At 60.1% G+C, this 24,098-nt stretch carries 17 protein-coding genes, 2 tRNA genes, 3 rRNA genes and 1 pseudogene; 11 read left to right on the top strand and 12 right to left on the bottom strand.

Annotation, left to right across the window (positions count from 1 at the left end; translation table 11 throughout):
* Positions 1–103: 103 nt before the first annotated feature.
* Positions 104–883 (top strand): AraC family transcriptional regulator, encoded by a 780-nt coding sequence (locus tag IF103_RS21155; RefSeq protein ID WP_023382491.1) that lies wholly within the window; start codon positions 104–106, stop codon positions 881–883.
* Between the two features lie 3 nt (positions 884–886).
* On the opposite strand, the gene IF103_RS25515 is transcribed toward IF103_RS21155, so the two are convergent.
* From IF103_RS25515 to IF103_RS21135, 5 genes and pseudogenes are all read right to left on the bottom strand, one after another.
* Positions 887–1,591: a methyl-accepting chemotaxis protein gene (locus tag IF103_RS25515; RefSeq protein ID WP_412458217.1), complete on the bottom strand. Its 705-nt coding sequence runs from the start codon at positions 1,589–1,591 to the stop codon at positions 887–889.
* A 201-nt stretch (positions 1,592–1,792) separates the two neighbouring features.
* A pseudogene (locus tag IF103_RS25510) lies at positions 1,793–2,674 on the bottom strand (cache domain-containing protein); the annotation flags it as partial.
* A 332-nt stretch (positions 2,675–3,006) separates the two neighbouring features.
* Entirely contained in the window at positions 3,007–3,411 is a 405-nt protein-coding gene (gene cueR / locus IF103_RS21145; protein WP_023382489.1) for a Cu(I)-responsive transcriptional regulator, read from the bottom strand.
* Entirely contained in the window at positions 3,408–5,807 is a 2,400-nt protein-coding gene (locus IF103_RS21140) for a heavy metal translocating P-type ATPase (RefSeq protein WP_202675652.1), read from the bottom strand. Before IF103_RS21140 ends, cueR begins: the two co-directional genes overlap by 4 nt.
* A 51-nt stretch (positions 5,808–5,858) precedes the next feature.
* Positions 5,859–6,245 (bottom strand): hypothetical protein, encoded by a 387-nt coding sequence (locus IF103_RS21135; RefSeq protein WP_023382487.1) that lies wholly within the window; start codon positions 6,243–6,245, stop codon positions 5,859–5,861.
* Positions 6,246–6,391: 146 nt separating this feature from the next.
* Here IF103_RS21135 and IF103_RS21130 point away from each other — a divergent pair, with 146 nt between their 5' ends.
* Complete coding sequence (locus IF103_RS21130) at positions 6,392–6,589, top strand: heavy-metal-associated domain-containing protein (RefSeq protein WP_023382486.1); 198 nt, start codon at positions 6,392–6,394, stop codon at positions 6,587–6,589.
* A 159-nt stretch (positions 6,590–6,748) separates the two neighbouring features.
* Positions 6,749–7,930, top strand: a complete 1,182-nt coding sequence (locus IF103_RS21125; RefSeq protein WP_104881223.1) for a multidrug effflux MFS transporter — start codon at positions 6,749–6,751, stop codon at positions 7,928–7,930.
* Here the strand turns inward: IF103_RS21125 and IF103_RS25020 are convergent.
* Positions 7,881–8,078, bottom strand: coding sequence for a hypothetical protein (locus tag IF103_RS25020; RefSeq protein WP_081669694.1), 198 nt, complete (start codon positions 8,076–8,078; stop codon positions 7,881–7,883). The two genes, IF103_RS21125 and IF103_RS25020, sit on opposite strands and share 50 nt — an antisense overlap.
* A gap of 505 nt (positions 8,079–8,583) precedes the next feature.
* Here IF103_RS25020 and IF103_RS21120 point away from each other — a divergent pair.
* Positions 8,584–9,297 (top strand): ArsR/SmtB family transcription factor, encoded by a 714-nt coding sequence (locus IF103_RS21120; RefSeq protein WP_027907509.1) that lies wholly within the window; start codon positions 8,584–8,586, stop codon positions 9,295–9,297.
* A gap of 30 nt (positions 9,298–9,327) precedes the next feature.
* Here IF103_RS21120 and IF103_RS21115 read toward each other — a convergent pair whose 3' ends face one another.
* The 6 genes from IF103_RS21115 to IF103_RS21090 all read right to left on the bottom strand — a co-directional run bounded on the left by IF103_RS21115 (position 9,328) and on the right by IF103_RS21090 (position 15,156).
* A complete protein-coding gene (locus IF103_RS21115) occupies positions 9,328–10,278 on the bottom strand; it encodes an adenosine deaminase (RefSeq protein WP_023382482.1) in 951 nt (316 codons plus the stop codon).
* Between the two features lie 82 nt (positions 10,279–10,360).
* Positions 10,361–11,716: an 8-oxoguanine deaminase gene (locus IF103_RS21110; protein WP_023382481.1), complete on the bottom strand. Its 1,356-nt coding sequence runs from the start codon at positions 11,714–11,716 to the stop codon at positions 10,361–10,363.
* A gap of 120 nt (positions 11,717–11,836) precedes the next feature.
* Positions 11,837–12,526, bottom strand: coding sequence for an SDR family oxidoreductase (locus IF103_RS21105; RefSeq protein WP_023382480.1), 690 nt, complete (start codon positions 12,524–12,526; stop codon positions 11,837–11,839).
* Positions 12,527–12,891: 365 nt separating this feature from the next.
* Entirely contained in the window at positions 12,892–13,476 is a 585-nt protein-coding gene (locus IF103_RS21100) for an IMPACT family protein (RefSeq protein WP_023382479.1), read from the bottom strand.
* Positions 13,477–13,482: 6 nt separating this feature from the next.
* The gene (locus tag IF103_RS21095; protein WP_023382478.1) at positions 13,483–14,148 is read right to left on the bottom strand and encodes a TetR/AcrR family transcriptional regulator; all 666 of its coding nucleotides are present in this window, start codon (positions 14,146–14,148) and stop codon (positions 13,483–13,485) included.
* A 90-nt stretch (positions 14,149–14,238) separates the two neighbouring features.
* Positions 14,239–15,156, bottom strand: coding sequence for a LysR family transcriptional regulator (locus IF103_RS21090; protein WP_023382477.1), 918 nt, complete (start codon positions 15,154–15,156; stop codon positions 14,239–14,241).
* Positions 15,157–15,274: 118 nt separating this feature from the next.
* Between IF103_RS21090 and aptA the strand changes: the two genes are divergently transcribed.
* The 7 genes from aptA (at position 15,275) to rrf (ending at position 24,001) form a co-directional block, all read left to right on the top strand.
* Complete coding sequence (aptA, locus tag IF103_RS21085) at positions 15,275–16,621, top strand: omega-aminotransferase AptA (RefSeq protein WP_023382476.1); 1,347 nt, start codon at positions 15,275–15,277, stop codon at positions 16,619–16,621.
* A gap of 71 nt (positions 16,622–16,692) precedes the next feature.
* Entirely contained in the window at positions 16,693–18,186 is a 1,494-nt protein-coding gene (locus IF103_RS21080; RefSeq protein ID WP_023382475.1) for a CoA-acylating methylmalonate-semialdehyde dehydrogenase, read from the top strand.
* Between the two features lie 671 nt (positions 18,187–18,857).
* Positions 18,858–20,394 (top strand): 16S ribosomal RNA (locus IF103_RS21075).
* 77 nt (positions 20,395–20,471) lie between these two features.
* Positions 20,472–20,548 (top strand) — tRNA-Ile (locus IF103_RS21070).
* Between the two features lie 6 nt (positions 20,549–20,554).
* Positions 20,555–20,630: transfer RNA gene (locus IF103_RS21065), tRNA-Ala, on the top strand.
* 233 nt (positions 20,631–20,863) lie between these two features.
* A 23S ribosomal RNA gene (locus tag IF103_RS21060) occupies positions 20,864–23,755 on the top strand.
* A 130-nt stretch (positions 23,756–23,885) separates the two neighbouring features.
* Positions 23,886–24,001, top strand: a 5S ribosomal RNA gene (gene rrf, locus IF103_RS21055).
* The 16S, 23S and 5S rRNA genes sit together here with 2 tRNA genes alongside, the layout of an rRNA operon.
* Positions 24,002–24,098 lie beyond the last annotated feature (97 nt).

Genomic DNA, 24,098 nt, shown 5'->3' with positions numbered 1-24,098 from the left:
TGCACGACAAGCCCACGGTTCAGGCATCCCATCGCCGGCTGGCCGGCGATGAGCCCGATAGTCCCGTGTTAGGCTTGTCTGGTCAGAACTACAAGAAGCCCACATGCCGACCATCGGACACCCACGCCCCATCCCAGTGCTGGATCACCTGCCCAGGCCGCTCTACGCCCGTGCCGAAAGCCTTGGCGCCGGCTCCTGGACCACGCGGCACCGCCATGACTGGGTGCAGTTCTCCTATGCCATCAGCGGAGTGCTCGGCGTCTACACCGCGGATGGCAGCTATTTCGCGCCGCCGCAATGGGGCGTGTGGATTCCCGCTGATGCCGAACACGAAGTCGTTACCTCGATGCAGGCTGAAATGCGCAGCCTTTATGTGCGCCGCGATGCCTGCCCGTGGGCGCCGACGCAGTGCCGGGTCCTGGAAGTGACGCCGCTGGCGCGTGAACTCATCAAGCAGTTCTGCCTGTTCCCCGTGGATTACCCCGAAGGCGACAGTCCCGAAGCACGGCTGGTGTCTGTGCTACTCGATCAGTTGCGTACATTGCCTGAGGTTGGGTTCTCACTGCCGTTGCCGCGTCATCCCGGGCTGCTGGCCTTGTGCAACGGCCTGATCGCCACACCCGAGCAGCCGCAGACCCTGCAGGAATGGGCCAGACAGCTGGCGTGTTCGGAGAAAACCCTGATGCGCCTGTTCCAGCGGGAGACGGGCCTGAGCTTTCGCAACTGGCGCCAGCGCATGCGCCTGTTGTCGTCCCTGGCCCTGCTGGAAGCGGGAGAGAGTGTGACCGAGGCGGCGCTGGGCTGTGGTTATGACTCCACCTCAGCCTACATCGCCGCCTTCAAGCAGCTGTTCGGGTCGACCCCCGGCGAGTTGCGGCTCTAGCGGTCAGGTGCGGAAGCGGCGTACCAGCGCATCCAGCTCGTTGGAAAGGCCGGCCAGGCTCTCGGAGTCCTGACGGGCGGCTTGGGCCAGCTCGGCCACCAGTTGCGCATCGCCATGGATCTGGCTGATGTGGCGGTTGATGTCCTCTGCCACTTGGTGCTGCTCTTCCGCTGCCGTCGCGATCTGGGTATTCATGTCGCGGATGATGTCCACCGACTCGCGAATCTGGCCAAAGCTGTCGCGGGCCAGCCCGATCCGGCTGACCGACTGCTGCGACACCTCCAGGCTGGCGTGCATCTGCTCGGCCACCTCGGCGGTACGGCTGGCCAGGTTGCCCAGCAGGCCGTCGATCTCAGCGGTGGAATCGGCGGTGCGCTTGGCCAGGGCCCGTACTTCGTCGGCGACCACGGCGAAACCACGGCCCTGCTCGCCGGCACGCGCGGCCTCGATGGCGGCGTTAAGGGCCAGCAGGTTGGTCTGCTCGGCAATCGAGCGGATGGTGCCGAGGATCGACTGAATGGCGTTGCTGTCACGCTCCAGTTGCTGGATCGACTGCGCCGACTGCTCGATCTCCTGGCTCAGGCGATCGACGCTGTGCACCGCCGCATCGATCTGCTGCTGGCCTTCACGCGCTTGCTGCTGGCCGCTGTCGGCCGATTGCGCGGCCTGGCTGCACGAGCGGGCCACTTCGTTGGCGGTCGCGACCATTTCGTGGAAGGCGGTGGACACCATGTCCACGGCTTCACGCTGGCGCCCGGCGGCTTCGGCCATGTCGCTGGAAACCCGGGTGGAACTGCTGGAGGTGCTGAGAATCTTGGCGGCGGCGGCACCGATGTGCTGAATCAGGCTGCGGATCGCGCCGAGGAACTGGTTGAACCAGCTGGCCAGTTGTGCGGTTTCGTCGCGGCCGCGGATTTCCAGGTTCCGGGTCAGGTCGCCTTCGCCCTGGGCGATGTCTTCCAGACCGCTGGTCACGCTGTTGATCGGGCGCACGATGAGCTTGGCGAACGCGGCGCCGACGACCGCGAACAGCGCCGCCAGCACCAGGGCGATGGTGCCGATCAGCCAAGTCAGGCGGGTAGTGGTCAGCATCACTTCGCTTTGTTCGATCAGGCCGATGAAAGTCCAGCCCAGCTTTTCGTCCGGGTAGACGTTGGCCATGTAGCGGGTGCCGTTGAGCTCGATCTCCACCAGGCCTTTGCCGGCCTTGGCCAGTTCGGCGTAGCCGTCACCAAAGCTGGCCAGTTGTTTGAAGTTGTGGCTGGCATCGCGCGGGTCGACCATCACGTTACCGTTGCTTTCCACCAGCATCAGGTAACCGCTTTCGCCCACTTTGATCTGCTTGACGATCTCGGTCAGGCCTTTGAGCGAGACGTCGATGTTGACCACACCGCCTGGGTTGCCCAGTTTGTTGGCGACAGCGCGTACGGTGCTGACCAGCACGGCATCGTCGGGAGCCCAGTAATAGGCCCCGGTGCGTACGGTCTTGCCGGGGTTGGCCATGGCCTGCTGGTACCACGGGCGTGGGCGTGGGTCGTAGTTGACGAACTTCTGGCCGGCAGGCCAACCGACATAGCCGCCGTCGCTGACGCCGTAGGAGATGTAGGCGTAGCCAGGGTGAGCGTCAGCCAGACGGGTGAAAAAGTCGAGCAGCTGCTGCGCCTGTGCACCCAGTTCATAGGACGGATTGGCACTCATGAACTTGTTCAGCTCGTTACCGGTCGCGGCTACCATGGGCTGCGCGGCCAGAAACTCCACGTTTTGGTCGATGCCCTGGAAGAAGATATTCATCGCATTGCTGACCTGGCGGATTTCCCGGCTACTGCCGTCGAGGAAACCTTCGCGGGCTTCGCCTCGCAGGTTCAGGACCACTAACGTGGCTACCAGCACAATGGGCAAGGCGGCGATGACCGCGAATGCCCAGGTCAGTTTCTGTTTGATGTTCATCGACGCTCCCGGAATTTTTTTCTTTATCGACACACGAGGCAGTAAGCGTTGTATCGGCAGGAGCGTCGGCTTTTTGAGGGGAAACCCCCGTATTTATTGGATAAAGTCGTATTTGGCGACTATTCGGTCGGGTTTAGGCTAATATGGCATACCAAAATGCCAGCAGCGGTGTGCTTTCAGGGGCAGCAAGCGCCACCGTTGGCCAGATCCTTGAGTATTGGGCAGTCTGGCCGGTCGTCGCCCTGGCAGTGCGCGACCAGCTCATCGAGGGTATCGCGCAGGCTGACCAACTCTTCGATCCGGCGGTTCAGTTCGTCGATGTGTTGCATGGCCAGGGCCTTCACATCGGCACTGGCGCGTTGGCGGTCCTGCCACAGGGTCAGCAGCTTGGCGACTTCGTCTAGCGAGAAGCCCAAGTCGCGTGAGCGTTTGATGAAGGCCAGGCGGTGCAGGTCGTCCTGGTGGTACAGGCGATAGCCACTGTCGCTGCGGGTAGCGGGCTTGAGCAGGCCGATGGACTCGTAGTAGCGAATCATCTTGGTGCTGAGCCCGCTGCGGCGGGCGGCCTGGCCGATGTTCATGGGGCCTCCTGCGAGGTGGTGGTGGGTTTCCAGGTTTTCAGCCAAAGGGCATTGCTGACCACGCTGACGCTCGACAGCGCCATGGCGGCGCCGGCCAGTACCGGATTGAGGTAGCCCAGCGCTGCCAGCGGAATGCCGATGAGGTTGTAGATAAAGGCCCAGAACAGGTTCTGGCGAATCTTGGCGTAGGTCTTGCGGCTGATTTCCAGGGCAGCGGGCACCAGGCGCGGGTCGCCACGCATCAAGGTGATGCCGGCCGCCTGCATGGCGACATCGGTGCCACCGCCCATGGCGATGCCGATATCGGCGGCGGCCAGGGCCGGCGCGTCGTTGATGCCATCGCCTACCATCGCCACCACGCCATCCTGCTTGAGTGCGGCGACAGTGGCGGCTTTGTCGGCTGGCAGCACTTCGGCGTGAACGTCATCGATGCCAAGGGCAGCGGCGACCACTTTGGCGCTGCCACGGTTATCACCGGTCAGCAAATGGCTGCTGATGTGGCGTGCCCGTAGGGCCGCGACGACCTGTTCGGCGCCGGGCTTGAGGCTGTCACCGAAGGCGAACAGGCCAATGACACGGGGCTGTTCGCCGCGCTCGATGAGCCACGACAAGGTACGGCCTTCGGTTTCCCAAGCCTGGGCCTGGGTGGCCAGTGCGCCGGGCTGCAGGCCGCTTTCATCGAGCAGGCGTCGGTTACCCAGGGCCAGTTCGCGGCCTTGTACCTGCCCGGCGATACCGCGCCCGGTCAGGGACTGGCTGTTGGTCACTGTCGGAACATCCAGATTCTGCTCGGCGCAGGCCTGCAGCACAGCCTTGGCCAAGGGGTGTTCGCTGCCGCGTTGCAGGGCGCCGGCCAGGCGGTGCAGTTCTGCGCTGTCCCCGACCAGCGCCTGGCTGTGGACGACACGGGGGCTGCCGGATGTCAGGGTGCCGGTCTTGTCGAACACCACGCGGTTGACCGCATGGGCACGCTCCAGGGCTTCGGCGTCTTTGATCAGGATGCCATTTCGGGCAGCGACACCGGTGCCGGCCATGATCGCCGCTGGCGTGGCCAGGCCCAAGGCGCAAGGGCAGGCGATGACCAGCACCGCGACGGCATTGATCAGCGCGGTTTCCAGCGGCGCACCGGCCAACCACCAGCCCACCAGCGTGATCAGTGCCAGCACCAGCACCGCTGGGACGAACACCTGGCTGACGCGGTCCACCAGCTTCTGGATAGGGGCCTTGGCCGCCTGGGCGTCTTCGACCAGACGGATGATCCGGGCCAGTACGGTTTCCGTGCCCAGTGCCTGGGTGCGTACCAGCAAGCGGCCTTCACCGTTGATGGCACCTCCGGTGACTGTATCGCCTGGCTGTTTGGGCACCGGCAGGCTTTCGCCACTGATCAGGGCCTCGTCGGCATGGCTGCTGCCGTCCTCCACCAGGCCATCGACCGGGAAGCGTTCGCCAGGTTTGACCACGACCAGGTCGTCGATGCGCAACTGGTCGATAGCCACGTCTTGCTCCAGGCCATCGACCCATCGTACGGCGCGGTCGGGGCGCAAGGCTTCGAGGGCGCGGATGGCGCTGGCGGTCTGGCGTTTGGCGCGGCTTTCCAGGTACTTGCCCAACAGCACTAGGGCAATCACCACCGCCGAGGCCTCGAAGTACAGATGCGGCGCCATTTCCCCCGAGGCATTCGCCCACTGGTACAGGCTCAGCCCATAACCGGCGCTGGTGCCCAGCGCCACCAGCAGGTCCATGTTGCCAGTGCCGGCGCGAACGGCTTTCCAGGCGGCTACGTAGAAACGTGCGCCGAGGACGAACTGCACCGGTGTGGCGAGCAGGAACTGCACCCAGGCAGGCAGCATCCAGTGAATGCCGAATGGCTGCACCAGCATCGGTACTACCAGGGGCAGGGCGAGCAACAGTGCCAGGCCGACCGCCAAACGCTCCTTGCGCAGAGGGTGGAGCGCATCGCTCTGCTCATCCGCGCCGGCCTGGGGCAGGCGGGCACTGTAGCCGGCTTTCTCCACCGCCTCGATCAGTTGGCGATCATCCAGCGCCTGCAGCACACGCAGATGGGCTCGCTCACTGGCCAGGTTGACGCTGACCTCCTCGACGCCTGGCAGTTTGCCCAAGGCGCGCTCGACACGGCCTACGCAACTGGCGCAGGTCATGCCACTGATTTCCAGCTCTACGGTACGGGTAGGGACGGCATAGCCTGCTTCGCGCACGGCGTCGACCAGGGCGTGCAGGCTGTCGGCCGGCGCGAGGACGCGGGCCTGTTCGGTGGCGAGGTTGACACTGACCTGTTCAGCGCCAGCGACTTTGCGCAGGGCGCGCTCGACACGGCCAGCACAGCTGGCACAGGTCATGCCGGAGATCGGCAGGTCGAACGTGGTGGATGCGGGCATGGCTCACTCCTTGGACTGGCCTCCAGCATCAACCTTGCCACGTGGGGAAGGTCAATAGCCCAGGCCGGCTCGCTTCAACTCAAGCCCATTGTGCCCCATGGCGATGCGGTATTTGTTGATCTGCCCAGCCTGCAGGTTCAAGCGGGTGCTGCGTTGGTCCTCGATACCCGGGGCGCAGCCAGGCGCTTGCCCTGGCAACAGACGCAAGCGCACGTCCACCGGGCCGGGTGGCAGGTTGAAGGAGGTCGATTGTTCCTGGAATACACGTCCAGAGAGCTGATCGTTGAGGTAGATGCCGATTTCGCAGCTGGTGGCCACCTCCAGGCGCTCGCGGGAAATGATCAACACGCTGTAGTCCGAGTTGCCCTCGGCGTAAGCGGGGGGCGTGGCGGCCAATGCGCCTAGCAACCCGACAACGCCCACTGCTGCCCTGAACATGAGAAATCTCCTACTTGCCAAATCATCAAAGGCGCAGCTTGGCCGAGGTCAAGGCAGATTTCCAGCCCGGCCGTTTACCGCAGAACTTGACCTTGACCCGATGGCAAGGTTGAAACTGAGGCAAATCCTGAAAGGAGGTAACCTCGATGCAAGTGTTCAACGTACAAGGCATGACCTGCGGCCACTGCGTGAAAGCGGTGACCCGAGCGGTGCAGGAACAGGACCCACAGGCGCGTGTTGAAGTCGACCTGGCTGGCAAGCAGGTGCGTGTGCAGAGCGAGTTGGGGAGCGAACGGATTCTGCAAGCGATCCGCGAAGAGGGTTATCAGGCCGAGATGGCGTGAGGATGGGGGCGCACCGCGCCCCACCCTGGAGGCGGCCTGCCAGCGACAACACAGAGTAATCGACGCCAAATCGCCGGGTTTTTGTTGCAAATGTTTTCATACTCAGGCCATCCGCAGCAGGTAGACTTACGCGCTTGCTTAGCCTGCTATGGATTCCTGATGAACCTGAGAATGGTGCTGATCCTGGGCGCATTGAGTGCGTTCGGGCCCTTGGCGATCGACTTTTACCTGCCCGCCTTCCCGGCCATGGCGCAGGCTTTCGCCACCGATGAACAACATGTCCAGACTACCCTGGCGGCCTATTTCCTCGGGCTGTCCATTGGCCAGTTGGCCTACGGCCCGATCGCCGACCGCTTTGGCCGGCGCAAACCGCTGCTGTTCGGTGTGGCGTTGTTCACCGTTGCGTCCTTGGCCTGCGCGTTCGCGCCCAACCTCGACACGCTGATCCTGGCGCGTTTCGTCCAAGCGTTGGGGGGCTGTGCCGGTATGGTCCTGTCGCGCGCCATCGTCAGCGACAAGTGCGATGCGGTGGCGTCGGCCAAGGTGTTCTCGCAGTTGATGTTGGTCATGGGCCTGGCACCGATCCTTGCGCCGATGCTCGGTGGCGTGCTGGTGAACCTTGCCGGCTGGCAGTCAATCTTCCTGACCTTGAGCCTGTTCAGCGCGGCCTGCCTGCTGGCAGTTGGCATGGGCCTGCCGGAAAGCCTGCCTGCGCACATACCCCGGCAGCCGCTGTCTGGCGCCTTGCGTCAGTATTTCCGGTTGCTCAGCGACCGGGTGTTCCTGGGGCATGCCCTGACGGGAGGCATCGCCATCGCTGGGATGTTCGCCTACATTGCAGGTTCTCCGTTCGTATTCATCAAGCTCTACGGCGTGCCTGCCGAGCATTACGGCTGGTTCTTCGGTGCCAACGCCGCGGGCTTCATCCTGGTTGCACAGGTCAATGCCCGCTTGCTGGCCAAGCGTGGTCCTGCCTTCCTGCTGGTGCGCGCCGTCTGGATGTATCTGGCGGCAGGTTTGGTGTTGCTGGGCGTGGCGGCCACGCGGCCGACGCCGTTGTGGCCGCTGCTGGTGCCTTTGTTCGTGTGCATTGCCAGCCTGGGGTGCATCATTCCCAATGCGTCGGCTTGCGCCATGAACGGTCAGGGCGCGCGGGCAGGCAGCGCCTCGGCCCTGATGGGGTGCTTGCAGTTCAGTGTCGCCGCAGGCGCGGCGGCACTGGTCGGGCTGTTGCATGATGGCAGCGCGGTACCGATGGCCATGGTGATCAGCTTGTGTGGCGCACTGGTGGTCAGTGTCGCGCTGCTGACCCGGTACTTGCAGGCCAGGCGTCCGGCATGAGCGTGTGAGGTGCCTTCAGGCGGGTTTCCAACGTGGCGACGAAGGCACGCGCCTCGGCTTCACTGCGGAAACTCACCTTGTGCTGATCGAGTTGAACCTGCCAAGGGCAGTTGGGGTTTCGGCTTGATGCAGTGACGACAATCTTCATCGCGGCATACCTCTGAGGGGGCCGGATCAGTGTAGCGCTGTGCCGAGCGCATGCCATGACCGGCTATGGTGTCCTGACTGACGGTCCTGAGGTGCCACCTCCGTGCCCCTTGCAATGCCAGGTGCAATGCCTGGAACCATGTCGAACCTTCGCTTTTGTTTGCGCTACTTTGGGAAGCCTGTTGTCGGCAGTATCTGCGAAGGCAGCGGGCGATCTTTCCTCCAGCTTCGTCTGTAATCCTTCTAGCTTGCGGTTTTGTCACGCCCCATCAGGCGCTGGCCGGGTCTGCTGTGGATAACCCAGGGCTTTCCAGGGTCGGTGCACCCACGGCACGGCCCCCGTACCTGGCAATCCTGAATGGGTGTTTGCCGGGCATATACTGGCGGCGGGGCCAGCGGCAGTGAGTCATGTTTCCCTGCCAGGGGGGCAGACGAAGTGCTGGTGATGCGTGTTGCCACGGTTGGCCATTGGAAACCAAAGTGAGCTTGCAGGGAGTTACCAGGACATGAAAGCAGCCAGCAGCATAAGCCAGATCGCCGGCCTGATGGCAGACCCTAAGCGCAGCGCCATGCTATGGGCGTTGATAGACGGCATACCGCGGCCAGCCGATGAGCTGGCAGTGATGACTGGGCTGACCTCATCCTCGGCGTGCGCGCACCTTTCCCTGTTGTCCTCGGCAGGGTTGCTCAGGTTGGAAGCCAGGGGGCGCAAGCGCTATTTCCGGCTGGCGACGCCTCAGGTGGGGGCGGCGGTCGAGGCCTTGGCCAGCGTGCAACTGGAAAGCGCCAGGGGCGCCGGGGCGAAGGCGGCGCCATTGCAGGTACCGTTGTCAATGCGCAGGGCACGCCGTTGTGGCGATCACCTTGGCGGAGAACTGGCAAGCGAGCTGTACCATCGGCTGGTGGTCGCGGGCTGGCTGGAGGGGGCAGGGCAGCAGTTGCTCGTCAGCGAGCAGGGCCGGGCGGAACTGGCCGCCATTGGCGTCTATATCGAGGCCTTGGCGCCGTGCCAGCAGCGCGCAAGCGCACTCTGTCACTGCAACGAATGGAGCGACCAGGGGCCGCATATCGGCGGAAGCCTGGGTCAGGCGATGTTCAAGCTGTTCCTGCAGTCGGGGTGGATTCGCGAGCCGAAAGGCACACGAGCGTTGCACATATCCGCCATGGGCATTCAGCACATCAATCAGATCGCCCGGGTGAAGACGTTGCAGGTGGGGTAATCAACCACCTGCAATGCCAGGTGTGGTCGATCAGCGAACGAGGCGGGCGTCGAGGCTGTTCTGCGCCAGGCGACGGGCCTGGTCTTCGGTCATGCCCAAGTGTGTGTGCAGGGCATGGAAGTTTTCGGTGACATAACCGCCGAAGTAGGCCGGGTCATCCGAATTGACCGTGACCTTCACGCCGCGCTCCAGCATGTCGAGGATGTTGTGTTGGCCCATGTGTTCGAACACGCAAAGCTTGATGTTCGACAGTGGGCAGACGGTGAGCGGAATCTGTTCGTCGATGATGCGTTGCATCAGGCGTTCGTCCTCGATGGCGCGTACGCCATGGTCGATACGCTGGATCTTCAACAGGTCGATGGCTTCCCAGATGTACTCGGGTGGGCCTTCCTCGCCTGCGTGTGCCACGGTCAAGAAGCCCTCGGCGCGGGCGCGGTCGAAGACGCGCTGGAACTTGCTGGGTGGGTGGCCTTTCTCCGAGCTGTCCAGGCCAACAGCGATGAACGCATCGCGGAATGGCAGGGCCTGGTCGAGGGTCTTTTGCGCTTCTTCCTCGCTGAGGTGGCGCAGGAAGCTGAGGATCAGCCCGCTGGAAATCCCCAGTTGCTCACGGCCATCCTTGAGCGCCTGGTTGATGCCATTGAGCACCACTTCGAAGGGGATACCTCGGTCGGTGTGGGTCTGTGGGTCGAAGAAAGGCTCGGTGTGGATTACGTTCTGGGCTTTGCAGCGTTGCAGGTAAGCCCAGGTCAGGTCGTAGAAGTCCTGCTCGGTGCGTAGCACGTCCGCGCCTTGGTAATAGAGGTCGAGGAATTCTTGCAGGTTGTTGAAGGCATAGGCACTGCGCAGCGCCTCCACATCCCCCCAGGGCAGGGCGATCTTGTTGCGCTCGGCCAGGGCGAACAGCAGTTCGGGCTCCAGCGATCCTTCAAGGTGCAGGTGCAGTTCGGCCTTGGGCAGGGCGTTCAACCATTCATACATAGGGGGTTATCTCAATCAGGTACGGTTGCCGCCATTCTACAGGGCCTGGCCGGGCAATGCGCCCAGCCAGGCCTGTGTTGCCTCAACCAGCGATCAGTTGGGCGGCTGCCTGGCGGTGGTCGGCGATGAGGCCCTGGATGTCCAGGCCCTCGATCTGGCCGTCGATGACGCGCCACTGGCCGCCGACCATGACCCGGTCGGCACGGTCGGCGCCGCAGAGCAGCAGCGCCGAGAGCGGGTCGTGGCTGCCTGAGAAGCGCAGCTCATCGAGTTTGAACAGGGCCAGGTCGGCCTGTCTGCCGGGGGCCAGCTCACCGATATCCTGGCGGCCCAGCAGGCGTGCGGAGCCTTGGGTGGCCCAGCCGAGGGCGCGTTCGGGGGTGATCTGTTCGGCACCGTAGCGCAGGCGCTGCAGGTAAAGCGCCTGGCGAGCTTCCAGGATCATGTTCGAGGCATCGTTGGACGCCGATCCGTCCACGCCCAGGCCCACCGGAGCACCGGAGGTCTCGAGCTCCACGGTCGGACAGATGCCCGATGCCAGGCGCATGTTCGAGCTGGGGCAGTGGCAGATACCGGTGCCTGCAGCGCCCAGGCGGGCCATTTCATCGCCGTTGAAATGAATACCATGGGCCAGCCAGGTGCGCGGACCGAGCCAGCCGACGCTGTCCAGGTAGTCGACGGTACGCAGGCCAAAGCGCTGCAGGCAGAAGTCTTCTTCGTCGAGGGTCTCGGCCAGGTGCGTGTGCAGGCGCACGTCCAGCTCTTCGGCAAGGGTTGCGCTGGCACGCATGATTTCCGGGGTGACCGAGAACGGCGAGCAAGGCGCCAGGGCGATCTGGATCTGCGCGCCGTCACCGCGCTCGTGGTAGCTGTGGATAAGCCGTTGGCTATCGGCCAGGATCACTTCACCTTGTTGCACCGTCTGCTGAGGCGGCAGGCCCCCGTCGGCTTCGCCCAGGCTCATTGAGCCTCGGGTCAGCATGGCGCGCATGCCCAGCTTACGCACGGCCTCGACCTGCACGTCGATGGCGTTGTCCAGGCCTTGGGGGAACAGGTAGTGATGGTCGGCCGCGGTGGTGCAACCGGACAGCAGCAACTCTGCCAATGCTACCTGGCTTGCCAGTTCCAGCTTGGCCGGTGTCAAGCGTGCCCAGACCGGGTAAAGGGTCTTCAGCCAGGGGAACAATGGTTGGTTCACCACTGGCGCCCAGGCCCGGGTGAGGGTTTGGTAGAAGTGGTGGTGGGTATTGATCAGGCCGGGCAGTACGACGTGCTCGCGGGCGTCGAAAACCTGCTCGCAAGGTTGGCTGGGGCTTTCACCAAGGGCCAGGAGTTCGCGGATACGGCCGTCTTCGATCACCAGTCCGCCGCGGGCGTCGAGGGTGTTGGCGGTGAAGATGGCAAGGGGGGATTTCAACCAGATACGGGTCGCAGGCATGGTGCCGGCTCCTCTGAAAGTGGGTTCAGGTTAGCCAGCTCAGTGTTGCCCTGTCTGCTGATCCAGGTCCGCCGCGTGGGCGAGGCTCCGAGTCTACTGCCTCGCCTCGCGGCTTTCAATTCACCAGGTCAGGCTCTCGCCTTTGTAGTTGATGAAGCGCAGACCGGCATTGCCACGTTGAGCTTCGATTTGCTCGACCATGCCACGGGTGCTGGTCAGCACGTCGATTTCGGCGTTTTCGCCACCCATGTCGGTTTTTACCCAGCCCGGATGCATGGCCAGCACGCAAAGATCGGGACGCTGCGCCTCGACCACCAGGAAGCTGTTGATCATCGAATTCAGCGCAGCCTTGCTGGCCTTGTACAAGCACAGTTCGCTGCCATCGGGAATGGTCACGCTGCCCAGGATCGAACTCATGAAGGCCAGTACACCGCTCCCTTCGCGCACTTGGCCAACCAAACGGCGGGCGACACGGATGGGCGCAACGGCATTGGTCATGAACAGGTCGCCAACATCGGCTGCCTGCACGCCGTCCACATCCTGGGGCAGAGGCCCCATGACGCCCGCATTGACGAATACAAGATCGAACACCTCACCCTGAAGGCTTTGCTTGAGCGCATCGAGCTGGGTGGTGTCGTTCATCTCCAGTTGTTCGATGCGTACGCCGGGCACCTGGCGCAGTGTGTCGGCCTTCTGCGGATCACGCACCGTTGCGATGACCTTCCAGCCCTTTTCGTGCAGACGCTGTACCAGGCCTAGGCCCAGTCCACGCGAAGCGCCAATGACAAGGGCGGTTTTTTGAAGGGACATTGGGGACTCCTTGAGCGTTGGAGGAGAGGGATATTGAGCATAATTCAGCCGGGCAGAAGCTGCCCGATCTGAATTTGGTTAAAAAATGACCACCTTTGCCAGGCCGTGTGCCGCCGGGCACTGCACTCATTGGCTAACGGGTTATCCACAGGCTGCTCCACAGTTAATGTGTGCAACCGATCGGGGTATGATTCGAGACCGGTGGCAAAGTGCTGGGGATAAGTCTTGACCCTTCAGACGTTTGCAGCTGTCATCAAACGGTGATCAAAATATGATCAAAGCGCTGGAGCCCTTTGATAACGGGCGCTGCCGGGGAGTGCTCATAGCTTATCCACAGGCAGGCCCACAGTTGTTGTGAGCAAGCTTCAGCCGATTTCCAGAATGATCCGGCCGCGGCTCAGGTCTGCCAGTTGCTGCTGCAAGGTGGGTATGTGTGCCTGGCCTGCGGCGATGCGCAGGTCGACTCCATTGGCGGTGAACTGTTCGTCCAGCACCAGCCCATCCACTTCGGCCAGGCGCAGTTTCACCAAGGCCAGCTCGCTGAAGGTGCAACTGCAGGTGTATTCACTGCGTTGGACCAACAACCTTTTCGGCGCTTGTTGCAAGCATTTGTTGGCACCTCCGCCGTAGGCCCGGGCTAGGCCGCCTGTGCCGAGCTGGATACCGCCGTACCACCGAATGACCAGCACCACCACTTGGTCGCAGTCCTGCGCCTCGATGGCCGCCAGGATCGGCCGCCCGGCCGTGCCGCCAGGTTCGCCGTCGTCGCTGCTGCGGTATTGCGCGCCCAGTTTCCAGGCCCAGCAGTTGTGGGTGGCGGCCAGGTCGCTGTGGCGTTCGATGAAACTCATCGCCTCGGCGGGGCTAGAGATGGGGCCGGCGAGGGTGATGAAGCGGCTCTTGCGGATTTCCTCGCGAAACTCGCAGAGGTCAAGCAGGGTAGAAGGCATAAGTGGCTATGAGGCGCTCGGCGTGATGCCGCAGCCCTTGAGAATGATGTGGATAAGGTTGTTGCTGGCGTCTTCCATGTCTTGCTTGGTCAGGCGGCTGCGGCCGGTGACCTGGCAGATCTGTGTGGCGAAGTCGGCATAGTGCTGGGTGCTGCCCCACAGCAGGAAGATCAGGTGTACCGGATCGACCGGGTCCATCTTGCCGGCGTCGATCCAGGCCTGGAACACCGCGGCCCGGCCTCGGAACCACTCACGGTAGTCGGCGCTGAAATACTCGGTGAGGCAAGTACCGCCGCTGATCACTTCCATGGCGAAGATTCTCGACGCTTGTGGGTTGCGCCGGGAGAACTCCATCTTGGTGCGGATGTACTGGCTCAGCGCCACAGCCGGGTCGTCATCGACGCTGAGGGCGTTGAAGGTGCTGTCCCACAACTCGATGATGTTGCTGAGCACCGCGATATAAAGGCCAAGCTTGTTAGTGAAGTAATAATGCAGGTTAGCCTTGGGCAGCCCGGCTTTCAGCGCGATGGTATTCATGCTGGTGCCTTTGAAACCATGGCGCGCGAATTCGTCTTCGGCTGCCTGGATGATGGCCTGTTCGTTTTTCTGGCGGATGCGGCCAGCGGGCTTGCCTGAGGCAGAGAGGCGATGCGCAGGGACTTCAAGGGTCATGGACGATTCCGTACGGGTCAGTGGCTGCGGCTGTCGGACAAGATTACCTTCCTGCGCCGAACTGACAAGCGTTAGCGTCAGAGACAGGCATCAGCGCGTCGCTGCCAGGCTTTCGAGGAAGCTTTCCAGTACCAGATTCGGCCGGCGTCCCTTGCGGGTCACCCAGCTCAGGCTCAGGTCATAGAAGCGTTGGCCGGGTTTCAGCGCGCGCAGTCGGCCCTGCTGGACCCAGAAGCTGGCGTAGTGGTCGGGCAGGTAGCCGATGTAGCGTCCGGTCAGGATCAGAAAGGCCATGCCTTCGCGATCCGATGCACTAGCGGTGCAGTGCAGGGCCTGATAGTGAGCCTGGATGTCGCTTGGCAGGCGGAACGTAGGGGCGATAGCTTCCTGGCTGTTGAGGCGTGCGTCGTCGATTTGCTGGTCATCGGCGTAGAACAGTGGGTGCCCCACCGCGCAATAAAGCAGCGAACGCTCGCTGTACAGGGGTTCATATTCCAATCCTGAAAGAGGGCTGGTCTGCGGTACCACGCCGACATGCAGGCTGCCGTCGAGCACACCCTGCTCGACCTGGCTGGGGGCGATCATACGGATGTTGATGCGCACGTCGGGGCCCCGGTCCTTCAGTTCTGCCAGGGCGTGGGTGATGCGCATGTGCGGCAGGGTCACCAGGTTGTCGGTCAGGCCGATGTTCAGCTCGCCACGCAGGTGCTGGTGCAACCCGTTGACCTCGGTACGAAAGGTCTCCAGGGCGCTGAGCAACTGCAGCGCCGAGTGATACACCTCGCGTCCCTCCTCGGTAAGCGAGAAGCCGGCGCGTCCGCGCTGGCACAGGCGCAAGCCCAGGCGTTGCTCCAGATCGTTCATCTGCTGGCTGATGGCCGAGCGCCCGATGCCCAAGACGTTCTCGGCGGCAGAGAAACCACCGCACTCGACTACGCTGCGGTAGATCTTCAGCAGACGAATGTCGAAATCGCTGACTTGTGCGAGAGGGTCGGGACGTCGGCTCATAAGTTTAGTCTTGTTCAATCTGAAGATTAGAAATGTTGGCTTTTTCAGACTTTATCGCCGTGCCAACTTAGCTGCAACAACATCCATCGTTGCCTAATCGTCTCTCGAGGAACCGCCGATGAACATGCCGGAAACCGCCCCTGCAGGAATGGCCAGCCAGCTCAAGCTGGATGCGCACTGGATGCCTTACACCGCCAACCGCAACTTCCAGCGCGACCCGCGTCTGATCGTGGCTGCATCGGGCAACTACCTGACCGATGACAAGGGCCGCAAGATTTTCGACGCCCTGTCGGGCCTGTGGACCTGCGGCGCCGGTCACACGCGTCAGGAAATCACCGAGGCGGTCGCACGTCAGCTCGGCACCCTGGATTACTCCCCCGCGTTTCAGTTCGGGCACCCGCTGTCGTTCCAGTTGGCTGAGAAAATCGCCGAGCTGACCCCGGGCGACCTGAACCATGTCTTCTATACCAACTCCGGTTCCGAGTGCTGCGACACCGCGCTGAAGATGGTACGTGCCTACTGGCGCCTGAAGGGCCAGGCCACCAAGACCAAGATCATCGGCCGCGCCCGTGGCTACCATGGTGTGAACATCGCTGGCACCAGCCTCGGTGGCGTCAACGGCAACCGCAAGATGTTCGGCCAGCTGCTGGACGTCGACCACCTGCCTCACACCGTGCTGCCGGCCAACGCCTTCTCCAAGGGCTTGCCGGAGGAGGGCGGAATCGCCCTGGCCGACGAGATGCTCAAGCTGATCGAACTGCACGATGCCTCGAACATCGCCGCAGTCATCGTCGAGCCCCTGGCCGGTTCGGCTGGCGTGTTGCCGCCACCGAAGGGGTATCTCAAGCGTCTGCGCGAAATCTGCACCCAGCACAACATCCTGCTGATCTTCGACGAAGTGATCACCGGCTTCGGCCGCATGGGCGCCATGACCGGCTCCGAGGCCTTCGGCGTGACCCCTGACCTGATGTGCATCGCCAAGCAGGTCACCAATGGTGCCATCCCGATGGGCGCGGTGATCGCCAGCAGCGAGATCTACCAGACCTTCATGAACCAGCCGACCCCGGAATACGCCGTGGAATTCCCACACGGCTACACCTACTCGGCTCATCCAGTGGCCTGTGCCGCCGGTATCGCCGCGCTCGACTTGCTGCAGAAGGAAAACCTGGTGCAATCGGCTGCCGAGCTGGCGCCGCACTTCGAGAAGCTGCTGCATGGCGTCAAGGGCACCAAGAATATCGTCGATATCCGCAACTACGGCCTGGCTGGCGCGATCCAGATCGCTGCCCGTGATGGCGATGCCATCGTCCGTCCGTACGAGGCGGCGATGAAACTGTGGAAAGCCGGCTTCTATGTGCGCTTCGGGGGCGACACCCTGCAGTTCGGGCCAACCTTCAACACCAAGCCGCAGGAGCTGGACAGCCTGTTCGATGCGGTAGGCGAAGCCCTGAACCAGATCGACTGACCTTTCCGACTTTGACGTAGGGTGCGTGCTCAGCACGCGCCTGGCTCAACCCTCTTTATCTGGAGTTATGCATGAGCATTGTTCAGCACCTGATCCACGGCGAGCTGGTTACTAAAGGCGAGCGCACTGCCGATGTGTTCAACCCGTCCACTGGCCAGGCAGTTCGAAAGGTCGAGCTGGCCAGTCGTGCAACCGTTCAGCAAGCCATCGATTCGGCCAAGGCTGCCTTCCCGGCCTGGCGCAACACCCCGCCTGCCAAGCGTGCTCAGGTCATGTTCCGCTTCAAGCAGTTGCTGGAGCAGAACGAAGCCAAGATATCGCAGATGATCAGCGAAGAGCACGGCAAGACCCTGGAAGACGCCGCTGGTGAACTGAAGCGCGGTATCGAGAACGTGGAGTTCGCTTGTGCTGCCCCTGAAGTGTTGAAAGGCGAGTACAGCCGCAACGTTGGCCCGAATATCGATGCCTGGTCCGACTTCCAGCCGCTGGGTGTGGTTGCCGGTATCACCCCATTCAACTTCCCGGCCATGGTTCCGCTGTGGATGTATCCATTGGCCATCGCTTGCGGTAACGCATTCATCCTCAAGCCCTCCGAGCGCGACCCGAGTTCCACGCTGTTCATTGCCCAGTTGCTGCTTGAGGCCGGTTTGCCAAAAGGCATCCTCAACGTGGTCCACGGTGACAAGGAAGCCGTGGATGCGCTGATCGAGGCGCCTGAGGTCAAGGCGCTGAGCTTCGTGGGTTCGACCCCGATCGCCGAGTACATCTACGCTGAAGGCACCAAGCGCGGCAAGCGTGTGCAGGCGCTGGGCGGAGCCAAGAACCATGCGGTACTGATGCCGGATGCCGACCTGGACAACGCGGTCAGTGCACTTATGGGCGCGGCGTATGGTTCGTGCGGCGAGCGTTGCATGGCGATTTCGGTCGCGGTCTGCGTGGGTGACCAGGTGGCCGATGCGCTGATTGCCAAACTGGAGCCGCAGATCAAGGCACTGAAGATTGGTGCCGGCACTGCTTGCGGTCTGGACATGGGCCCGCTGGTAACCGCTGCGGCTCGCGACAAGGTGGTCGGTTATATCGACGACGGCGTTGCCGCTGGTGCCAAACTGGTGGTCGATGGCCGTGGCTACCGCGTGTCGGGCAATGAGGATGGTTACTTCGTAGGTGGCACGCTGTTCGACAACGTGACGCCAGAGATGCGCATCTATAAAGAAGAGATCTTCGGCCCGGTGTTGTGCGTCGTGCGCGTGAACAGCCTGGAGCAGGCCATGCAGCTGATCAATGATCACGAGTATGGCAACGGCACCTGCATCTTCACCCGTGACGGCGAAGCTGCACGCCTGTTCTGCGACGAGATCGAAGTGGGCATGGTCGGCGTCAACGTCCCGCTGCCGGTGCCGGTGGCTTACCACAGCTTCGGCGGCTGGAAGCGTTCGCTGTTCGGCGACCTGCACGCCTATGGTCCGGATGGCGTGCGCTTCTATACCCGTCGCAAGGCGATCACCCAGCGTTGGCCGCAGCGTGCGAGCCACGAGGCCTCGCAGTTCGCGTTCCCAAGCCTGTAAGGGTTGCGATAGCAGCGGGGGAGGCCGAAAGGCCTCCCCCGCTTTGTTTCCAGTGGCGTCCTTGCAGACCAACCGGGTAGGCGAGAGCCTTGCTCGCGATGCGCCGCGCGGGCGGCGCTCGATCTACAAACCGCTGAATGCATCGCGGCGGGCACCTGGCGGCCTCGATACGGTCCGTGTTTGCCATTATTTCAATTTAAATGAACATTAACGGTTGACGGCCTCTCGAATCCCCTTATAATGCGCCCCACTTCCGACGCAGTCGAAACGAAAAACTCCTTGTTAATCAACAGGTTGAGCGTTTAGAAAGCAATCGGAAGCGCTGAAAGAGGTGGTTGACAGCGTTTTAAAACGCTGTATTATTCGCCTCCCGCTACGAGAGATCGCAGCGAGTCAAGTGTTTGAAGCTAAACGAGTTTCTCGCAAAAAACTTCAAAATAAACGCTTGACAGCAAATGAGGAAAGCGTAGAATGCGCGCCTCGGTTGAGACGAAACGCTCTTAGCCAAACGCTCTTTAACAAATCGAATCAAGCAATTCGTGTGGGTGCTTGTGAGTACGGACTGATAGTCACAAAGATTATCAGCATCACAAGTGGCCATGCGAGAAATCACATAGTCATTTGAGATTGCTGAGCCAAGTTTAGGGTTTCTTAAAAACCCAAGCAGTATTGAACTGAAGAGTTTGATCATGGCTCAGATTGAACGCTGGCGGCAGGCCTAACACATGCAAGTCGAGCGGATGACGGGAGCTTGCTCCTTGATTCAGCGGCGGACGGGTGAGTAATGCCTAGGAATCTGCCTGGTAGTGGGGGACAACGTTTCGAAAGGAACGCTAATACCGCATACGTCCTACGGGAGAAAGCAGGGGACCTTCGGGCCTTGCGCTATCAGATGAGCCTAGGTCGGATTAGCTAGTTGGTGAGGTAATGGCTCACCAAGGCGACGATCCGTAACTGGTCTGAGAGGATGATCAGTCACACTGGAACTGAGACACGGTCCAGACTCCTACGGGAGGCAGCAGTGGGGAATATTGGACAATGGGCGAAAGCCTGATCCAGCCATGCCGCGTGTGTGAAGAAGGTCTTCGGATTGTAAAGCACTTTAAGTTGGGAGGAAGGGCAGTAAGCTAATACCTTGCTGTTTTGACGTTACCGACAGAATAAGCACCGGCTAACTCTGTGCCAGCAGCCGCGGTAATACAGAGGGTGCAAGCGTTAATCGGAATTACTGGGCGTAAAGCGCGCGTAGGTGGTTCGTTAAGTTGGATGTGAAAGCCCCGGGCTCAACCTGGGAACTGCATCCAAAACTGGCGAGCTAGAGTACGGTAGAGGGTGGTGGAATTTCCTGTGTAGCGGTGAAATGCGTAGATATAGGAAGGAACACCAGTGGCGAAGGCGACCACCTGGACTGATACTGACACTGAGGTGCGAAAGCGTGGGGAGCAAACAGGATTAGATACCCTGGTAGTCCACGCCGTAAACGATGTCAACTAGCCGTTGGAATCCTTGAGATTTTAGTGGCGCAGCTAACGCATTAAGTTGACCGCCTGGGGAGTACGGCCGCAAGGTTAAAACTCAAATGAATTGACGGGGGCCCGCACAAGCGGTGGAGCATGTGGTTTAATTCGAAGCAACGCGAAGAACCTTACCAGGCCTTGACATGCAGAGAACTTTCCAGAGATGGATTGGTGCCTTCGGGAACTCTGACACAGGTGCTGCATGGCTGTCGTCAGCTCGTGTCGTGAGATGTTGGGTTAAGTCCCGTAACGAGCGCAACCCTTGTCCTTAGTTACCAGCACGTTATGGTGGGCACTCTAAGGAGACTGCCGGTGACAAACCGGAGGAAGGTGGGGATGACGTCAAGTCATCATGGCCCTTACGGCCTGGGCTACACACGTGCTACAATGGTCGGTACAGAGGGTTGCCAAGCCGCGAGGTGGAGCTAATCTCACAAAACCGATCGTAGTCCGGATCGCAGTCTGCAACTCGACTGCGTGAAGTCGGAATCGCTAGTAATCGCGAATCAGAATGTCGCGGTGAATACGTTCCCGGGCCTTGTACACACCGCCCGTCACACCATGGGAGTGGGTTGCACCAGAAGTAGCTAGTCTAACCTTCGGGAGGACGGTTACCACGGTGTGATTCATGACTGGGGTGAAGTCGTAACAAGGTAGCCGTAGGGGAACCTGCGGCTGGATCACCTCCTTAATCGACGACATCAGCCTGCTGATGAGCTCCCACACGAATTGCTTGATTCATTGTCGAAGACGATCAAGACCCTATATAGGTCTGTAGCTCAGTTGGTTAGAGCGCACCCCTGATAAGGGTGAGGTCGGCAGTTCAAATCTGCCCAGACCTACCAATATGCGGGGCCATAGCTCAGCTGGGAGAGCGCCTGCCTTGCACGCAGGAGGTCAGCGGTTCGATCCCGCTTGGCTCCACCACTCGCTTACTTGATCAGAACTTAGAAATGAGCATTCAGATCGAATGTTGATTTCTGACTTTTGTCAGATCGTTCTTTAAAAATTCGGATATGTGATAGATAGACTGGCACGCACTTTCACTGGTGTGATGTCAGGCTAAGGTAAAATTTGTGAGTTCTGCTCTTAATTGAGCAACATGCGAATTTTCGGCGAATGTCGTCTTCACAGTATAACCAGATTGCTTGGGGTTATATGGTCAAGTGAAGAAGCGCATACGGTGGATGCCTTGGCAGTCAGAGGCGATGAAAGACGTGGTAGCCTGCGATAAGCTTTGGGGAGTCGGCAAACAGACTGTGATCCAGAGATCTCTGAATGGGGGAACCCAGCCAGCACAAGCTGGTTATCTTGTACTGAATACATAGGTGCAAGAGGCGAACCAGGGGAACTGAAACATCTAAGTACCCTGAGGAAAAGAAATCAACCGAGATTCCCTTAGTAGTGGCGAGCGAACGGGGACCAGCCCTTAAGTTGATTTGAGATTAGTGGAACGCTCTGGAAAGTGCGGCCATAGTGGGTGATAGCCCCGTACACGAAAATCTCTTGTCAATGAAATCGAGTAGGACGGAGCACGAGAAACTTTGTCTGAACATGGGGGGACCATCCTCCAAGGCTAAATACTACTGACTGACCGATAGTGAACCAGTACCGTGAGGGAAAGGCGAAAAGAACCCCGGAGAGGGGAGTGAAATAGAACCTGAAACCGTATGCGTACAAGCAGTGGGAGCCTACTTTGTTAGGTGACTGCGTACCTTTTGTATAATGGGTCAGCGACTTATATTCAGTGGCGAGCTTAACCGAATAGGGGAGGCGTAGCGAAAGCGAGTCTTAATAGGGCGTTTAGTCGCTGGGTATAGACCCGAAACCGGGCGATCTATCCATGGGCAGGTTGAAGGTTAGGTAACACTGACTGGAGGACCGAACCGACTACCGTTGAAAAGTTAGCGGATGACCTGTGGATCGGAGTGAAAGGCTAATCAAGCTCGGAGATAGCTGGTTCTCCTCGAAAGCTATTTAGGTAGCGCCTCATGTATCACTCCAGGGGGTAGAGCACTGTTTCGGCTAGGGGGTCATCCCGACTTACCAAACCGATGCAAACTCCGAATACCTGGAAGTGCCGAGCATGGGAGACACACGGCGGGTGCTAACGTCCGTCGTGAAAAGGGAAACAACCCAGACCGTCAGCTAAGGTCCCAAAGTCATGGTTAAGTGGGAAACGATGTGGGAAGGCTTAGACAGCTAGGAGGTTGGCTTAGAAGCAGCCATCCTTTAAAGAAAGCGTAATAGCTCACTAGTCGAGTCGGCCTGCGCGGAAGATGTAACGGGGCTCAAACCATGCACCGAAGCTACGGGTGTCATCTTTGATGACGCGGTAGAGGAGCGTTCTGTAAGCCTGTGAAGGTGAGTTGAGAAGCTTGCTGGAGGTATCAGAAGTGCGAATGCTGACATGAGTAACGACAATGGGAGTGAAAAACTCCCACGCCGAAAGACCAAGGTTTCCTGCGCAACGTTAATCGACGCAGGGTTAGTCGGTCCCTAAGGCGAGGCTGAAAAGCGTAGTCGATGGAAAACAGGTTAATATTCCTGTACTTCCAGTTATTGCGATGGAGGGACGGAGAAGGCTAGGCCAGCTTGGCGTTGGTTGTCCAAGTTTAAGGTGGTAGGCTGAGATCTTAGGCAAATCCGGGATCTTAAGGCCGAGAGCTGATGACGAGTTGCCTTTAGGCGACGAAGTGGTTGATGCCATGCTTCCAAGAAAAGCTCCTAAGCTTCAGATAACTGGGAACCGTACCCCAAACCGACACAGGTGGTCGGGTAGAGAATACCAAGGCGCTTGAGAGAACTCGGGTGAAGGAACTAGGCAAAATGGCACCGTAACTTCGGGAGAAGGTGCGCCGACGAGGGTGAAGGACTTGCTCCGTAAGCCCATGTCGGTCGAAGATACCAGGCCGCTGCGACTGTTTATTAAAAACACAGCACTCTGCAAACACGAAAGTGGACGTATAGGGTGTGACGCCTGCCCGGTGCCGGAAGGTTAATTGATGGGGTTAGCGCAAGCGAAGCTCTTGATCGAAGCCCCGGTAAACGGCGGCCGTAACTATAACGGTCCTAAGGTAGCGAAATTCCTTGTCGGGTAAGTTCCGACCTGCACGAATGGCGTAACGATGGCGGCGCTGTCTCCACCCGAGACTCAGTGAAATTGAAATCGCTGTGAAGATGCAGTGTATCCGCGGCTAGACGGAAAGACCCCGTGAACCTTTACTATAGCTTTGCACTGGACTTTGAATTTGCTTGTGTAGGATAGGTGGGAGGCTTTGAAGTGGGGACGCCAGTTCTCATGGAGCCATTCTTGAAATACCACCCTGGCAACTTTGAGGTTCTAACTCAGGTCCGTTATCCGGATCGAGGACAGTGTATGGTGGGTAGTTTGACTGGGGCGGTCTCCTCCCAAAGAGTAACGGAGGAGTACGAAGGTGCGCTCAGACCGGTCGGAAATCGGTCGCAGAGTATAAAGGCAAAAGCGCGCTTGACTGCGAGACAAACACGTCGAGCAGGTACGAAAGTAGGTCTTAGTGATCCGGTGGTTCTGTATGGAAGGGCCATCGCTCAACGGATAAAAGGTACTCCGGGGATAACAGGCTGATACCGCCCAAGAGTTCATATCGACGGCGGTGTTTGGCACCTCGATGTCGGCTCATCACATCCTGGGGCTGAAGCCGGTCCCAAGGGTATGGCTGTTCGCCATTTAAAGTGGTACGCGAGCTGGGTTTAGAACGTCGTGAGACAGTTCGGTCCCTATCTGCCGTGGACGTTTGAGATTTGAGAGGGGCTGCTCCTAGTACGAGAGGACCGGAGTGGACGAACCTCTGGTGTTCCGGTTGTCACGCCAGTGGCATTGCCGGGTAGCTATGTTCGGAAGAGATAACCGCTGAAAGCATCTAAGCGGGAAACTTGCCTCAAGATGAGATCTCACTGGAACCTTGAGTTCCCTAAAGGGCCGTCGAAGACTACGACGTTGATAGGTTGGGTGTGTAAGCGCTGTGAGGCGTTGAGCTAACCAATACTAATTGCCCGTGAGGCTTGACCATATAACACCCAAGCAATTTGCTGACGCAGATTGCGGTGGTGAAGACGAAACGACCGAAAGTTCGCAAGACCACAAATTCACATATCCGAATTGGCCAAGAGTGTTTACACGACATTCTGGCAACAGAATTTCTTGACGACCATAGAGCATTGGAACCACCTGATCCCATCCCGAACTCAGTAGTGAAACGATGCATCGCCGATGGTAGTGTGGGGTTTCCCCATGTGAGAGTAGGTCATCGTCAAGATTCATTTCGCAAAACCCCTATCTGCGCGAGCAGGTAGGGGTTTTGTCTTTCTGGCGCAGTCGCGCACGCGTGTCCCCCGCATTAGTCGCCTCCCACA

Origin of the sequence: Pseudomonas sp. SK2, assembly GCF_016772395.1 — a bacterium.
Classification (GTDB): domain Bacteria; phylum Pseudomonadota; class Gammaproteobacteria; order Pseudomonadales; family Pseudomonadaceae; genus Aquipseudomonas; species Aquipseudomonas taiwanensis.
This window is presented reverse-complemented; position numbering and strand designations above follow the sequence as displayed.